Genomic DNA, 15,852 nt, shown 5'->3' with positions numbered 1-15,852 from the left:
AAGCTGTCCGAATTGGGGGTGTAGATGGCGTAGCCCAGCTCCTCATAGAAATATTCGGCGAAGAACTTGAGCGCCTCCGTGTGCTGGTAGTCCATGCCCACATGGACGGAATCCCCCTGGAAAAAGGCTTCTCCTTCCCCGTCGGTTTCTTCCCCCTGGGCGTACATGGCCTTGAAGGTGTACTTGTTCCAGCTGTAGGAGCCGTACAGGTTGTAGGTGATGGGATCCTCATCGACGGTGACGCTGCTGTGGGAAAGCAGCTGTTCCACCTTGGCGGCAAAACGCCAGGGGCCGGTGGTGTAGGTGGCCGAAGCGCCGACCTGGTCCGGACGGTCACCGGAGTCCTGTTCGGTATCCTGGTAGGCCGCTGCCAGGGTCAGGTTGTCCGCTGACCAGGACAGGGCGTATTGCATGGTATCCAGGTAGCTGGTGCCCGCTTCGTCTGTCATGTCCACTCCGGAGACCGTGGCGGTGACCCCTGCCATACTCGGCGAGGTATAGGTCAGGGCGTCGCGGCGGAAGGCTGCCTGGGTGGCAAAACCGGAGTAGAACGAACTGAAGAAGTCCACCGGGTATGCCACGTTGTTGTAGTAGGCAAGCCATTGGGTACCCACCGTCACGCTGCCGAATTGATCATGGGCTGCAGAAATCGTGGCCACGCGGGGCATGCTGTTGTTGTCTTCTTTATAGAGTTCATGAAAAAAGGTGGGATCCTCGGCACGCAGGCGGGCTGAGTTGATCGGAAATTCCAGGGTTGCAGTAATATCCACGTTGTCGAAGTCGTTGTAGCTGGCGTTGACGCCGAGCCGCGAATAGGCGTCGCGCAGGCCGGTATAGGAGTCGTCTTCTCCGGGCTGGGCTTCATCCACGGAAACCGCTTCTGCCTGGATGCGCAACGAACCGTAGGGGGTCACCGTCAGTTCCGCATTGGCTGGCAGGGCTGCCATGCCTGTGAGCAGCGCCGCGCTGAACGGCAGAGTGTATGGGTATTTCATCCTTGATCTCCCTTCGTTTATTTCAAATTCAAACAATCAGAACCGGGCATGGCGCCAAGCTGGCCACCCGCTGGGACACGCTGCCCAGGAAGTAGCCGTCCACATCGCCGCTAGTGCCCCGTGACCCCATCACGATCAGGTCTACGTTGTTGTCCTTGGCAAAACGGATAATGGCTCGGGAGGGTCTGCCTCCCTTGACGAAGGCTCTCACCTGTTCGGCACCGGCGTCGGAAGCCAGCTGCTTTGCCTGGTCTGCCACCGAAGAGGCATATTCCTTCAGCGCATCATCCGGCAACTGCACATCGTTGGGGCGAACCATGGACAGGGATGCCTCGAACAGGCTGTGGTGTTTGAAGACGCAGAGCAGATACAGCTCGGCATCGTTGTCTTGCTGAAGCCTGGCGGCATGGTCCAGGGCCTTGAGAGAGCCCTGGGAGCCATCCACGGGAACCAGAATCCTTTGATACATAACTGCCTCCTTGCGGGTTGTTATTCCGCGCTTGAATCAGTCGAAGACCAGATCTCGCAGGCACAGGGCGATTTGTGGGAACACAATGACCAGCAAGGTGGCTGCCAGCAGCATGATGACAAAAGGCGGCGTGCCCCGTATCACTTCCCAGTAAGGGCGTTTGAAAATGGCAATGGCGGTAAAGATGTCGCAGCCAAAGGGCGGTGTCGCTGAACCGACCGCCACCATCATGGTAATCAGTATTCCCACATGCACAGGATCCAGTCCGGCGGAGGCAACCGCCGGTGCAAAAATAGGAGTGAGAACCAGGATTACCACGATGGGATCTACAAACATGCAGGCAATAAAGAAGGCTACAGCAATGGCCATCAATACACCGAACGGGCCTGCTTCATTGATCCCCAGGGCGCCGAGCAGGGTCTGCGGAATCTGGGCAAAGGAGATGATCCAGGAGAAGCCATTCCCCACTGCTACCAGAATGAACACCACAGCAGTGATCAGTCCGGTGGACTTGGCGATAGCATAAATATCCATGGCTTTGAGGGAGCGGAAAATTGCGAATTCCAGGACTACCGCATACAGCACGCAGGCTGCGGCCGCTTCCGTGGGGCTGAAAATGCCGCCGTATATGCCGCCGACAATAATCACTGGAAAACCCAGCGGCCAGAGCGCCTTGCGTACTGAGATAAACCGTTCGTTCCAGCTTGCCTTGGGTTCGGTGGGGACTTTCTTGGTATGAGCGTAGATCACACAGTAGGCGGAAAACATCAGCAGGATCAGAAGGCCTGGCCCAATCCCAGAGATAAACAATTCGGCAATGGAGGTGCCGGTGATTACGCCGTAGATAATCATGCCAATACTGGGAGGAATCAGAAAGGCAATGTCACTGGCGTTGATGATCAATGCCAGGGTAAAGGAATCCTTGTAACCGGATTCCAGCATGCGTGGGCGTAGCGGCGAACCCACTGCAACAACGGTGGCCTGAGTAGAACCGGAAACGGCGCCGAACAAGGTGCAGGAGGCCGCAGTACTGACTGCCAGGCCGCCTTTGATGTGGCCGATAAAAGCCATCACCATATTAACCAGACGATTGGCAGATTGTCCGCGGGTCATGATATCAGCGGCCAGAATGAACATCGGGACGGCAATAAGTGCAGTGGGGCGAATGCCGGCCAACATTTGCTGGATGAAGAAATCCATTCGGTCGAAGCCGTCGAACATCATCACGAAGCCGACCACGGCGCCGATGATCAGAGGAACCATCATCGGAAACCCGAATAACAACAGCACCAGCATGACGAGAAACATGATCCAGGCCATCATCAGTCAGATCTCCGTTTCCTGTTCGTCGTACCCATCCAGAACGGTGGTGGACAGATAGACGTCCCGGGAAAAAATATTTTTGATCCCGGCCATGAAGTACTGAATGCCTGTAACGGTGAGTCCCACCGGTACCCATAGATAAATCAGATAAATGGGAAAACCCAGAGTGGGCAGCACCCGGCCGCTGCTGTATACCGAATAGATATAGCTGACTGAATACCAGCAAAGGAAAAACATGATCGCGGAGGTGACGAAGCTGATCAGAATCATCATTAGCCGGCGAACGTTTGTGGGGAAGATATCGTAAATGGCGGACATGCGAATATGTCGGCCATGACGGGCCGCATAGCCCAGGCCGGCAAACGTGATCATGACGATCAGTATGCGATTGAGTTCTTCAGAAAAATGCAGACTTTCGCCAAGGACGAAACGGCCCACCACGTTGGCTACCGTATTGATGGCCATGAGCAAAACGCCTGTGGCGAGGATGACGGCTTCGACTTTGGCGATGCCGTTGTCCAGGGTGCCGAGAAAGCCTGGCAGGGTGGACTTCTGCGGTGATGGAGCCCCATCGTTCATGATAGCGTCCTTCTGCAATTGCCGGTTGAACGGATCATCCTGATCCGCGCCCCCGGCTTGTAGTGATTCTGGTGCTGCCGGGGAACCCCGTGGAATCCTGTACTGCTATTCAGGGTTCCGGAATTGGTCAGTCGCCGGGAGCCGACCGCAGAGCTGTTCGGCCCCGGCGTGGTGATACCTGTTATTCTTTTTCAATGGTTTCAAGGTCAGCCTTGAACTGCTCAAGCAATTCGGCGCCGCTCTCGCCGGTCATTTCCACAAACCGGTTTTCTACCTGCGGAGCCCGCTCCCGGAATGCCTGGCGCTGTTCTTTGGTCAGACGGGTAACGGTAACCTCGTCACTGTCCTCAAGAATCTTGTCGAGCATTTTTTCGCCAAGACCGGGCACGTAGTCTGCAATATGTTCAAAGGCATGGTCGGTGGCATTGCGAACCAGCTCTTTATCTTCCTCAGACAAGCCGTTGAAGAATTCCTGGTTGGCCATCATGGCCGTGGTGAACTGGTTATGACCGGTGAAAATCAGGTTCGGCGACACTTCATAGAGCCCGCCGGACTGGATCCAGAAAATTGGGTTTTCCTGGCCCTGAATGATATTGGTCTGCAGGGCTCCGTACACTTCACCCCAGGGCAATGGGGTCGGAGTCGCGCCAAAGGCCTGATAGGTCTCGGAAAGCAGCGGGTTGGTCATGGTGCGGATGTTCTTGCCCTGTAAATCTTCCGGGGAGGTGATCGGCTCATCGGCAGTAATCACCACTTCCCCTTCCGGATACATGGTCAGCAGTTCCAGGCCCTGTTCAGCGTAGAGCTTGGGGAACATCTCGTTAATGGCCTTGCTTTCCTCAAAGAAGGTGACAACCTTTTCGGATTCCACCGGTAGCAGATAAGGGATAAAGAAAATTTGTGCTTCGGGTATCAGGGACCCGGTAAAACCCGGTGACTGATTGACGAACTGCAGCACGCCGGCCTGGGTCAGTTCCATGATGTCATCGGATTCGCCCAATTCACCAAAGCGGTGGATTTGAACCGTATGTGCCGAGTTTTCCTCAATGTATTCCTTGAACTTGTGTGCGAAAACATCCTGCACATCACCTTCGTATTCTTCGTGGGCATAGCGCCAGTTCTGTCCCTGTGCTTCGGCGCTGGCGGCGGGTTCGTCAGCGTTATCGCTGCATGCTGCCAGTGACGCCATCATCACCGTGGCTGCGACGGCGCCTGCTAGTGATCGAATGGTCATTGTCTACCCTCATGATCTGGTTCACGGAAAAGTCCCTCACGTAATGCCCGTAAAATCTTCCATTTTTCACGAACATTGTGGTCCACCTTCGCAAAGGAAAACCTGAAGTGCAAGAAACCGGGTCTCGTTTATAACCGGTGCATTATTCGTTTTGCGCAACGGAACCACGGTTGATGAGGTGCGCCTTTGGGCTGTTTTCTGGCTTCGGGCTTTCGGTAATGCTGGTGTGGGATCGATGGCGATAGACAAACTCACGGGGAGCCGCCGGTGCTTTCTGTTAGAATCTGCGCCATGAAATTGATTCTTGCTCCCATGGAGGGGCTGGCGGATTTCTGGGTTCGCCAGGCCCTTACCGACGTGGGGCATTACGACTGGTGTGTCAGCGAGTTTGTCCGCGTCAGCGAGCTGTTGCTGCCACCCAAGGTGTTCTATCGCTGGTGCCCGGAGCTCAAACATGGCTCGCGCACCCGGGCGGGCACCCCTGTGCATGTGCAATTGTTGGGCTCGGATCCGGCCTGCATGGCAGAGAATGCGGCCAGGGCGGTGGAGCTGGGGGCGCCTGCCATCGACCTGAATTTCGGCTGCCCGGCCAAGACCGTCAATCGCCATCGCGGTGGTGCCGTGTTGCTGGACGAGCCGGAGCTTGTGCACGCGGTCACGGCGGCGGTGCGCCGCGCCGTGCCGCCGTCCATTACCGTGTCGGTGAAGATGCGTCTGGGCAACGAAGAGGATGCGCTGGCGCTGGACAATGCCCGGGGGGTGGAAGCTGCCGGGGCTGCCTGGCTGACGGTACATGGTCGGACCAAGCGCCAGGGTTACCGCCCGCCAGCCTACTGGGATCGCATCGGCCACATCCGCGAGGCGGTGTCACTGCCGGTGATTGCCAATGGGGAAATCTGGACACCGGAAGATGCGCGGCGTTGCCAGCTGGAAAGCGGTTGTGCAGATTTGATGATAGGCCGTGGCGCGGTGGCTGACCCCTGGTTGGTCAGCGCCTTGCGGGATGGGCGCGCCACTCGGTGGGAGGATATTCCGCCGGTATTGAGTCGGTTCCTGGCCGATGTGATCGGCACGGGTACCGATGCCCAGGTGGCGGGGCGGGTCAAGCAGTGGCTCAGTTATCTGCGTCGGCAGTGGCCCCAGGCCGGTGTGCTGCTGGAGCAGATCAAGCGCGAATCCGACCCTCAGGCTATGGCGCCGTTTCTGGCGGCGCCGCAGCAGGAGGTGTCAGCGTAAAGGGTTGAAACGGCGGCAGGACGAAAAAATCACCGCCGTGACGGTCTGCCATGGCACGGAAGGATGCATCAAGATCATCCAGGGCCCAGGGCAGTGGCGCCACGTCTTCACGCAGTTCCGCGAAAAAATCATCCCAATGCACGGGAATTACCGTGTGCGCCCCCACCGCCTGAGCGGTTTCCTCCATGAAGGCCTGCTGGTAGGCCTCACTCTGCTTGCCCAGGCTGGCGCTGGCCAGTAGTGCATAATCTGCCTGGTAGCGATCCAGTTCCCCGGGCTGCATGCCCGCGCTTCCCTGAATCAACAGGCTGCCGGCCGGGTGGCTGACCACAAGTCCGTAGCTGGTTCCCTCTTCCCAGTCTCCCAGCGGGGCCGGAGGGGTCACCGGTTCGGTGATCTCGCCCTTGCCGGTCCAGTTTTCGATGGCCTTGGGCAGGGGCACGTGGCCGGCGGGGACAAAGTGGAGTGTAAAGTCTCCGAACCGGTAGGGGGCGTGGGTCTGTACCGTGGTGATGCGGTCCTCCGGCAGGCCCCCGCCGCGACCAACCATGGCGGTGGAGGCAGAGCCCAGCAGTTGCGCGCCGGTACGCTGGGCCACCAGGGGCGAATCCATGGCATGGTCGAAATGGGAGTGCAGTACCGGTATGGCGTCCAGCTTGCTGATGCCTGCCTGTTTCAGGGCGTTATCAATACGTTCCTGATTGGGCTCTATCAAGCCAAACAGCTCGGGGATGCTCACCCGGGAAAAGTAGCCGTCGGTGAGCAAGTGGGTGGTGCCGTCGCTGATCAGCACGGTGCTGGTGCCGAGAAAGGTAAGGGTAACCTCTCCCGGTTGTGCTGGAGGTTGGGTTTCGGCAACGGGCCAGTGATCCCGGGAGGGGGCCAACTGGAATGACACAGTGATAGCAATCGCCGCTATCAGAAGGGCGCCGATCATCCATCGCGCAATTTTCATGAGACATCCAATGTTGTTCTGTTTTCAGGCCGTTCCGGGCCAAGTGGCGCATTTTAACGAAAAACCTGCATTCTGACAGGGAAACTAGCGCGATAGATGGCGCTATTTTGCAAAGTTCGCATGATTTGTGGGGCGTCAGCCATATCGTCCCCCATCCGGTCCGGTCTCCCGGGACTTCGACTAAAGTCATACTGTGCCGACAATGTCCTTTGGCTAGTCTTGGTACAAGCCCGATTCCCCCGTGGGAACCGGCTATTTGTAACGAGGACGCAGAGGGACGAGTAATGAAAGAAGAAAATGCCCGCGCCTATTGGGCTGCCAACCTGCGATTGATTCTGACCTACCTGGCTGTCTGGTTCGCCGTCTCCTATGGCTGCGGAATCCTGCTGGTGGATGAACTCAATCAAATTCAGTTTTTCGGATTCAAACTGGGTTTCTGGTTTGCGCAGCAGGGAGCTATCTATGTGTTCCTGGTGCTGATCATCATGTATGCGCGATCCATGAACAAGCTGGATCGTAAATTCGACGTCCACGAAGACTGAGAGGGGTAAGATTATGGATGTTCAAACACTCACCTATCTCTTTGTGGGCGGTTCCTTTGCGCTCTACATCGGGATTGCGATCTGGTCACGAGCCGGGTCAACCAAAGACTTTTACGTGGCCGGTGGCGGTGTGTCTCCCATTGCCAACGGCGCGGCTACGGCAGCGGACTGGATGTCCGCAGCCTCTTTTATTTCCATGGCGGGGATTATTGCCTACTCCGGTTATGACGCCTCGGTCTACCTGATGGGGTGGACGGGGGGATATGTGTTGCTGGCCATGTTGCTGGCGCCCTACCTGCGCAAGTTTGGCAAGTTCACGGTGCCGGATTTTATCGGTGATCGTTACTACTCGAATGTGGCGCGAACCGTGGCCGTGATCTGTGTGATCTTCGTGTCCTTTACCTATGTAGCCGGGCAGATGCGCGGCACCGGTATCGTGTTTGCCCGTTTCCTGGAAGTGAATGTGAATACCGGGGTGGTGATCGGTATGGCCATCGTGTTCTTCTATGCGGTACTCGGTGGCATGAAAGGGATTACCTACACCCAGGTGGCCCAGTATTGTGTGCTCATCTTCGCCTTCCTGGTGCCGGCGGTCTTCCTGTCCATCATGATGACTGGCCATGTGCTGCCGCAGACGGGTTTCGGTGCCACCGTGCTGGACGCGGCCGGTAACGATTCCGGTGTCTATCTGCTCAACAAACTGGATCAGGTGGTTACGGATCTGGGCTTTACCGAATATACCGATGGCTCCAAGTCCACCATTGATGTGTTCTTTATTGCGGCTGCGCTGATGTGTGGCACCGCCGGTCTGCCTCACGTGATCGTGCGTTTCTTCACCGTGCCGCGGGTAAAGGATGCCCGTATCAGTGCCGGCTGGGCGCTGTTTTTCATTGCCCTGCTTTACACCTCTGCCCCGGCGGTCGGTGCCTTTGCCCGCCTCAACCTGATCGATACGGTTCACCAGACCCAGTACGAAGAACTGCCGGAATGGTTCTACAACTGGGAGAACTCCGGGCTGATCGGCTGGATGGACAAGAATGGTGATGGTGCGGTGCAGATGAGTGCTGGCGCACCCTTTGAAGGCAAGCCCACGTTCGCGGGCAGCCGTGATGAAGCTCAGGGTAGTTACGGCGAGCGCGTTCTCACCAATACACCGACTGACAACGATGCGGAGGTGTATATCGATCGCGACATCATCGTGCTGGCCAACCCGGAAATCGGTAACCTGCCGGCCTGGGTGATCGCCCTGGTGGCGGCCGGTGGCGTGGCAGCGGCATTGTCTACAGCGGCGGGGCTGTTGCTGGTGATTTCCAGTGCCATTTCCCATGACCTGCTGAAGAAGACCCTGAAGCCTGATATCACCGAGAAGCAGGAGCTGCTGGCGGCCCGTGGGGCGGCGGTGGTGGCAATCTGTATCGCCGGCTACTTCGGTATCAATCCGCCGGGCTTCGTGGCCCAGGTGGTGGCGTTCGCCTTCGGGCTGGCGGCGGCGAGTTTCTTCCCGGTCATCCTCATGGGCATTTTCTACAAGCGCATGAACAAGGAAGGGGCCATTGCCGGCATGCTTACCGGGCTTGCCTTCACTTTCTGCTACATCGTCTACTTCAAGTTCGTGTCCCCGGACCTGAACAGTGCCGAGCACTGGCTACTGGGCGTGTCTCCGGAAGGTATTGGTACCGTCGGCATGCTGCTCAACTTTATCGTGGCCTTTACCGTCTCCCGGGTTACCGCACCGCCGCCGGAGCACATCCAGCACATCGTGGAAGATATTCGTGTTCCGCGAGGCGCCGGGGAAGCTGTGGCGCACTAAAGAAAGGCGTTGAGCTAAGCCGGTGTGGAAGCAGTCAGTCCGCACCGGTTTTGCGCTTTCTGAAACAAGAGAGGAGAGTTAAAAGTTGAAAGTTTAAAGTTTAAACGCGGGCACGGCATTTCTGTTACTGCCGCGCCATCTCCGCGCTTTTACACTTTGAACTTTCACCTTTTCACTAACCGGTCCGCCGCCATGATTGAACAGGAACTTGATCAGTATCCGTTCAGCCTGCTGGGAACAGCGGGCCGGCATCGCCTGCATCAGGGGACAGATCTGGCCTATTACGAACCCGGGGATATTATCCTGGAAGCGGCCAGCCCCAGTGACCACGTTTATGTGGTTCACAAGGGCAGCGTGGCAGAGCTGGATGTGAAGGCACCGGACGGGCGAAGCCAGGTGGGGGTGTATGCCGCCGGTGATCTGTTCGGAGCTATCAGTGTACTCAACGGCAAAAGCCGTTACCGGTTTCGCGCCGAGCAGCAGACCCTCTGCCATCTTATCCCCGCCGCCCTGTTTCTGGAGCTGTGCGACAGTGAGCCGGAGTTCGGCCGTTTTTTCCGCCAGACGCTGGCGGAAAAAAGTCAGCGCCTGGCGGAGCGACGGGAAGGGGGCGTCACCCTGGCCGGCTTCATGCTGGCGCGGGTGGATCAGTGCATGCGCGAGCCACTGGTTATGGCAGCGAATGCCTCCCTGCGGGATGCGGTGACGGCGCTCAAGCAACATGGCGTGGACAGCGTGCTGATCCACAGTGATGACGGCTTTGCCATTGTCACCAAAACCGATCTGCTGACCGCCCTGGTGCTCAACGAGCAAAGTGCCGATACCCCGCTGGACGCGGCGGCAGAGCGGCAACTTGTCACCGTTCGCCCGGACGATTATCTGTTCACCGCGCTGACAAGCATGACGCGCCACAAGGTGGCACGGGTGGTAGTGATGGCGGGCGAGCAGGCGGTGGGTGTGGTGGAGCTCACCGATGTGCTCAGTTTCTTTTCCAGCCGCTCCTATGTGGTGGGTCTGGAAATCGAGAAGGCCGAATCCCTGGACGAGTTACGGCTTGCCAGTGAACGGTTGCCGGAACTGGTGGAAGCGCTGATGGCCCAGGGCGTGAAAATGCGCTTTGCCATGGAGCTTCTGGCTGCCCTTAACGGGCGCATCATGGCCAAGGCGTTTGACATGGTTGTGCCGCCTGAACAGCACCAGGCCTGTCTGATCATCATGGGCAGTGAAGGGCGCGGGGAGCAGATTCTGAAAACCGACCAGGACAATGGTCTGATCCTGGCGGATGATCAACACTGGCCCCGCTGCGAAACCGATGCACGGCGTTTTTCAGAAACCCTGCTGACCCTGGGCTATCCCCCCTGTCCTGGCAAGGTGATGGTGTCCAACCCGGAGTGGGTGGGTAGCCTGAGTCAGTGGCAGCGACGCATCCATGGCTGGGCGGCGGATGTGGGGGGCGAGGGACTGATCCGCATTACCACCCTGGTGGACGCCCATTGCGTGGCCGGGGATAACCGCTTGCTGGATAGCGTGCGCACGGCACTGTTCGACCGTTGCAGCGATGATGATCTTTTCATGGCCCATTTTGCCCGGCCGGTCCTGCAATTTGCCACGCCATTGAACCTGTTCGGTTCCCTGAAAAAGCCCCAGCACGGTATCGATATCAAGAAAGGGGCATTGTTCCCGGTGGTCCACGGCGTGCGTGCCCTGGCCCTGCAGCAACGGATTGTGGAGACCTCCACCCTGGCTCGGCTGGAAAAACTGGTGGCATTGAAGGTGCTGCAGCCCGGCTTTGCCGAAGACCTGGGCGAAGCCATGGAGTTGTTCAGTGAGCTACGCCTGAATCACCAGCTCGAACATCTGCATGGTGATGCCATGAATATTCCCGATAACCATATTGTGGTACAGCGGCTGTCATCCCTTGAGCGGGATTTGCTCCGGGATGCCCTGCACCTGGTCAGTGAGTTCAAACAGCGCCTGTCCCGTCGTTTCCATCTGGAATATTAAGAGCAGTCATGGGCGCAGGCAGGAGGATAAAACGGATGCTGCGACACTTGCGACGTTATACCGACCGGCACCGTCACGGGCAGGGGCCCTTTGCGCACCTTTTTACGCCCTATCAGGGTGATGAGGTGGTCGCCATCGACTGTGAAACCACCGGCCTGGACAGCCGTCATGCGGAGCTGGTCTCCATCGCGGCGGTGCCGGTGAAGCAGGGGCGGGTGCTGAGCAGCCAGGCGCTGGATATCAAACTGCAAGCGCCGGACAGCCTGGAAGGCAGTTCCATTCGTATTCATCGTTTGCGACCGGTGGATCTGGAAGAGGGCGAGTCCGTGGTCGCGGCACTGGAGCAGCTGCTGGACTTTATCGGCAATCGTCCGCTGGTGGGCTGGTGCGTGGATTTCGATGTAGCCATGGTCAACCGCTACCTGCGCCCCCTGTTGGGCTTCGATCTGCCCAACACCACCATCGAGCTGTCGTCCCTGTACCAGAAAAAAATGCGTCACTGGAAACCGGAACTGGAACCTGACCTGCACTTCGATGCCATGGCTGAGGCCCTGCAGGTGCCGGTCATGGAACGGCACACCGCCCGTGGCGATGCGGTGACCGCAGCGCTGATGTATCTGCAACTACAGAAGCCGATGCTGAACTAAGGAACATATAAATAACTCTCAATATCCCAGGTTTTCTGTGGGAGCAAAGGTAGTTCCCAGAGATTCCCTGATAAAGCGCGCTTGAGACGACAGAGAAAGAAAGACAGGCCGCGCATGATGAGGCAGGAGAGTGCCCGGACCGATGCTCAACCGGATTGCCTGAGGAGGCGACGCATGTTGTATGCAGAAAAAATCACCCTGATTGCTGGCTTGTGTGTGGTGCTCTATGCCTACCTGCGCTACTGGCAGCGCACCCGTGATACCCGCGGCCTGCTGACGTTCTGGCGTCGGGAAATGGCCCTGACCGTATCCGAGTTCAAATGGCAGCGGGCGGGTATCGCCTTGCTGCTGGTGGCGGTGGCGCTACGCTTCGTTCAAGCCTTGTTATAAGCTTCAGAAAAGCCGCAACAGGTAACATGCTTCAAAGGCCGACTACAGCTTGATTTGGATTTTCCCTGTTGCGTGAAGTGTGTTGCCTGTTGTGGCCTGTAGGCAACCAACCGGGAGCGGCGGTGTTTTCATTGTGGCAGTTGAGTGGCCTGGCACTGGGATATGTGCTGGTGCTGTTCGTGATCGCCTGGTGGGGCGACCGGGCGGCGCGCCAGGGGCGTAAAACCTTCCAGAACGCCTGGGTCTACAGCCTGGGGCTGGGCGTCTATTGCACCTCCTGGACCTTTTACGGAGCGGTGGGAGAAGCCGCCCAGAACGGCTGGAACTACCTGCCCATTTACCTTGGTCCCATTCTCACCGTGCTCCTCGGTGGCGCCCTGATCTACAAGATGGTCACGGTGGCCCAGCAGCATCATATTACCTCCATCGCGGATTTTCTCGCCGCCCGTTACGGTAAGTCCCGCCGTCTGGCGGTGCTGGTCACGCTGGTGGCGATTATCGGCGTGTTGCCCTATATCGCCCTGCAGCTGAAAGCGGTGACCCTGTCATTTGATTATGTGCTCAAGGATTCCTCTAAGTACGGGATGGATACCGCCCTGGTGGTGGCGGTGTTGATGGCGGTGTTTACCCTGTTGTTCGGGACTCGCCATATCGATACCACCGAACACCAGTCCGGCCTGATGCTGGCAGTCAGTTTTGAGTCCTTTATCAAGGTGGTGGCCTTTGTGTTACTGGGGCTTTATTGCCTGTATTTTATTTTCAACGGCCCCATGGATATGTGGCAACAGCTGAGGCTGCAGGGTGACGTTTTCCAGATTTTCGAGCCAACCCTGTTTTCCCAGAGCTTTGTCACCGCTTTGCTGTTGTCCATGGTGGCGATCCTGTGTCTGCCACGTCAGTTCCATGCCGGGGTAGTGGAAAACAACGATCTTCGGCATTTACGTACCACGCGCTGGCTCTTTCCGTTGTATCTGCTGATGTTTGCCGTCTTTGTACTGCCCATCGTGGTGGCCGGCGTCATCACCCAGCCTTACCTGATAGGTCAGGCCGACACTTACATGCTGTCGCTGCCCATGGCCCAGGATAATTCGACCATGCTGATGGTGTCGTTTATCGGCGGTATCGCGGCGGCAACCGGTATGGTGATCGTGTCCACGGTGTCGCTGGCCATCATGCTGACCAATGAAGTGCTGCTGCCGCTGTGGTTGCAGTCCCGGCTTCATGAGCGGGACCAGCTGGCCGGGCTGAGCCGTCAGCTGCGGTTTCTGCGTCGGGCCAGTATTTTGGTCTTGCTGGGCCTGGCCTTTGCCTTTCATACCCTGATTGACCGGTTCGATGGCCTGGCCAGTATTGGCCTGTTGTCCTTTGCCGCCGTGGCGCAATTTGCGCCGTCGCTGGTGGGGGCCTTGTACTGGCGCACCGGGCACAAGCAAGGGGCCTTTGCCGGGCTGGGTGTCGGGTTTCTGCTCTGGTTCTACTGCCTGCTGGTGCCGGTGATTCTGCCGGTGGAGTGGGTGCAGGCGCTCAATGAGCGGGGGCTGCTGGGGTTGGGGCTGCTGCGGCCCCATGCCATGTTCGGCATTGAGGGGCTGGAGCCGCTCACCCATGGAGTGTTCTGGTCCCTGTCGGTGAACCTGGCCGCGTTCATTTATTTCTCCCGTCGTGCTACCCACGATGCCCTTGATGAGGCCCAGGCGGCCCGGTTTGTGGATATGCCCATGGACTGGTGGCGTGAAGGCATCGGCCATCCGTCCATTACCACTGCGGAACTGCTGGAAGTGTGCAAGCGAGGGTTGGGGCATCCTCGGGCCGAGCCGCTGTTCTTCGATTACATGCGCCGCCGCAATGTGTCCGAAGAGCTGGAACTGCCGGCGCCCCTGCATCTGGTGCGCTACGTGGAGCGGTTGCTGGCGGGCACCATGGGCGCCTCCACCGCACGGATCGTGATGAGCTCCCTGCTGCGCAAGCAGAACAGTCGCCATGACGATGTGGTGCGGATGATGGATGAGGCCTCCGAGCTCATTCAGTTCAATCACCAGTTGTTGCGCACCACCATCGAAACCATCAGCCAGGGTATCTGCGTGGTGGACCGGCAGATGCAGGTGGTGGCCTGGAACCAGGCCTACGTGAAGCTGTTTGATTATCCGGATGGACTGATCCGGCTGGGGCGCCCCATTGAGGATGTGTACCGTTATAACGCGGAGCGTGGCTACTATGAGGGGGAGAACCTGGAAGAAGATGTGAGCAAGCGGGTGCAGCTGTTGCGCGAAGGTCACTCCCACCAGTTCGAACGGGAGCTGCCCAACGGTATCGTTGTGGAAGTGCGCGGCACGCCCATGATCGGTGGCGGTTTTGTCAGTACCTACATGGACATTACCGAGCGCAAGCGTGACGAACAGGCGCTTCGCCAGATCAACGAAAATCTGGAGAACATGGTCGCCGAGCGTACCCGCAAACTCACCGAGGTGAATGAGAAACTGGCCCGTGCCAATGATGGCAAGACCCGTTTTCTGGCCGCCGCTGGCCATGACCTGATGCAGCCGCTGAATGCGGCACAGCTATTTGCCTCGTCACTCCGTCAGCAGTTGGTCAAGCGTGATGGGGGAGGCTTTGGTCATGAGGTGGATGTACTCGGGCATATCGATACTTCCTTGCAGGCCGCCGAGCAAATCATTTCCGCGCTGATGGAAATCAGCAAGCTGGATACCGGCACCATGCCGGCCCATGTGCATCCGTTACGTCTGGGCAGTTTGATGGAGCCGCTTAATCAGGAATTTTCCGCTCTGGCCGCCGCCAACAGCCTAAGCTTGCGTTCGGTGATCTGTAATGCGGTGGTGGAAAGTGATGAGGGCCTGTTGAGGCGTGTGCTGCAGAACCTGCTGTCCAATGCCATTCGTTATACCGAGCATGGCCGCATCCTGTTTGGCTGTCGGCGCCAGCACAATGCCATTCGCATTGACGTGTGGGACACCGGCCCGGGTATTCCCGATGATCAGCACGAGCAGATCTTCCGGGAGTTTCAGCGCCTTCCACAGCAAAGCCGTAAGCCGGTAAAGGGGTTGGGGTTGGGGTTGGCCATTGCGGACCGCATCTGTCGCTTGCTCGGACATCGACTAACGGTCCGTTCCTGGCCGGGCAAGGGCACCGTGTTCAGCGTTACTGTGCCTCTGGCCAAGGGAGAACTGCCGCCACTACTGCAAGAAACAGAGTCCATCAACAAGGGCATTCAGGGCATGCGAGTCTTCTGCGTGGATAACGACCCGGCATTGCTCGCCAGTCTGGTAGCCGCCCTGGAAATGCTCGACTGCGACGTGGTCGCCGCCAGCGGCCTTGATGATGCCCTGCAAAAAGCCGCCAACAGCCCCGCACCGGATGCGCTGCTGGTAGATTATCAGTTGGACAATGAAGATGGCTTTGCCGTGATTGAAGGTCTGGACAGCTGTTGGGATGACGTTGTCCCAGCCATCCTCATGACCGCCGACCGCAACCCGGCCGTACGGACACGCGCGGAAGAACAGGGGATCGGTTTCCTGCAGAAGCCGTTGACGGAGGGGATGCTTAGGAGAGCGTTGGAAGGGGTTTAGGAATTGATAATTGAGAATGGATAATTGATAACTCGCGGGAAACTCTCGGTTTGCATTGAAACGTAAGAAGCCGCGCCCAAGCTA

General features: G+C 58.0%; 13 protein-coding genes. 7 read left to right on the top strand and 6 right to left on the bottom strand.

Annotation, left to right across the window (positions count from 1 at the left end; all coding sequences use genetic code 11):
* The 5 genes from HUJ17_RS09760 to dctP form a co-directional block, all read right to left on the bottom strand.
* On the bottom strand, positions 1–995 hold a 995-nt coding region (locus tag HUJ17_RS09760; protein WP_290510512.1), incomplete at its 3' end, for a porin.
* A 28-nt stretch (positions 996–1,023) separates the two neighbouring features.
* The gene (locus HUJ17_RS09755; RefSeq protein WP_290510511.1) at positions 1,024–1,464 is read right to left on the bottom strand and encodes a universal stress protein; all 441 of its coding nucleotides are present in this window, start codon (positions 1,462–1,464) and stop codon (positions 1,024–1,026) included.
* A 36-nt stretch (positions 1,465–1,500) separates the two neighbouring features.
* Positions 1,501–2,784, bottom strand: coding sequence for a TRAP transporter large permease (locus HUJ17_RS09750; protein ID WP_290510518.1), 1,284 nt, complete (start codon positions 2,782–2,784; stop codon positions 1,501–1,503).
* A gap of 6 nt (positions 2,785–2,790) precedes the next feature.
* Complete coding sequence (locus HUJ17_RS09745; RefSeq protein ID WP_290510510.1) at positions 2,791–3,366, bottom strand: TRAP transporter small permease; 576 nt, start codon at positions 3,364–3,366, stop codon at positions 2,791–2,793.
* A 181-nt stretch (positions 3,367–3,547) separates the two neighbouring features.
* Complete coding sequence (gene dctP / locus HUJ17_RS09740; protein ID WP_290510517.1) at positions 3,548–4,558, bottom strand: TRAP transporter substrate-binding protein DctP; 1,011 nt, start codon at positions 4,556–4,558, stop codon at positions 3,548–3,550.
* Between the two features lie 333 nt (positions 4,559–4,891).
* Here dctP and HUJ17_RS09735 point away from each other — a divergent pair, with 333 nt between their 5' ends.
* Positions 4,892–5,836 (top strand): tRNA-dihydrouridine synthase family protein, encoded by a 945-nt coding sequence (locus tag HUJ17_RS09735; protein WP_366471177.1) that lies wholly within the window; start codon positions 4,892–4,894, stop codon positions 5,834–5,836.
* On the opposite strand, the gene HUJ17_RS09730 is transcribed toward HUJ17_RS09735, so the two are convergent.
* Positions 5,790–6,791, bottom strand: a complete 1,002-nt coding sequence (locus HUJ17_RS09730) for an MBL fold metallo-hydrolase (protein WP_290510509.1) — start codon at positions 6,789–6,791, stop codon at positions 5,790–5,792. The genes HUJ17_RS09735 and HUJ17_RS09730 overlap by 47 nt on opposite strands.
* Positions 6,792–7,075: 284 nt before the next feature.
* On the opposite strand from HUJ17_RS09730, the gene HUJ17_RS09725 reads away from it, so the two are divergent.
* The 6 genes from HUJ17_RS09725 (at position 7,076) to HUJ17_RS09700 (ending at position 15,768) form a co-directional block, all read left to right on the top strand.
* A complete protein-coding gene (locus HUJ17_RS09725) occupies positions 7,076–7,333 on the top strand; it encodes a DUF4212 domain-containing protein (RefSeq protein ID WP_062815795.1) in 258 nt (85 codons plus the stop codon).
* A gap of 13 nt (positions 7,334–7,346) precedes the next feature.
* On the top strand, positions 7,347–9,143 hold the full coding sequence (locus tag HUJ17_RS09720; protein ID WP_290510508.1) for a sodium:solute symporter family protein: 1,797 nt from the start codon (positions 7,347–7,349) through the stop codon (positions 9,141–9,143).
* 192 nt (positions 9,144–9,335) lie between these two features.
* The gene (locus HUJ17_RS09715) at positions 9,336–11,147 is read left to right on the top strand and encodes a DUF294 nucleotidyltransferase-like domain-containing protein (RefSeq protein WP_290510507.1); all 1,812 of its coding nucleotides are present in this window, start codon (positions 9,336–9,338) and stop codon (positions 11,145–11,147) included.
* Positions 11,148–11,182: 35 nt separating this feature from the next.
* Positions 11,183–11,794: a 3'-5' exonuclease gene (locus HUJ17_RS09710; RefSeq protein WP_290510506.1), complete on the top strand. Its 612-nt coding sequence runs from the start codon at positions 11,183–11,185 to the stop codon at positions 11,792–11,794.
* A gap of 174 nt (positions 11,795–11,968) precedes the next feature.
* Positions 11,969–12,184 (top strand): hypothetical protein, encoded by a 216-nt coding sequence (locus HUJ17_RS09705; protein WP_290510505.1) that lies wholly within the window; start codon positions 11,969–11,971, stop codon positions 12,182–12,184.
* Between the two features lie 122 nt (positions 12,185–12,306).
* Positions 12,307–15,768 (top strand): hybrid sensor histidine kinase/response regulator, encoded by a 3,462-nt coding sequence (locus HUJ17_RS09700; protein ID WP_290510504.1) that lies wholly within the window; start codon positions 12,307–12,309, stop codon positions 15,766–15,768.
* The last annotated feature ends 84 nt before the right edge of the window (positions 15,769–15,852 follow it).

The sequence above is a fragment of the Alcanivorax sp. genome (assembly GCF_014762765.1).
Classification (GTDB): domain Bacteria; phylum Pseudomonadota; class Gammaproteobacteria; order Pseudomonadales; family Alcanivoracaceae; genus Alcanivorax.
This window is presented reverse-complemented; position numbering and strand designations above follow the sequence as displayed.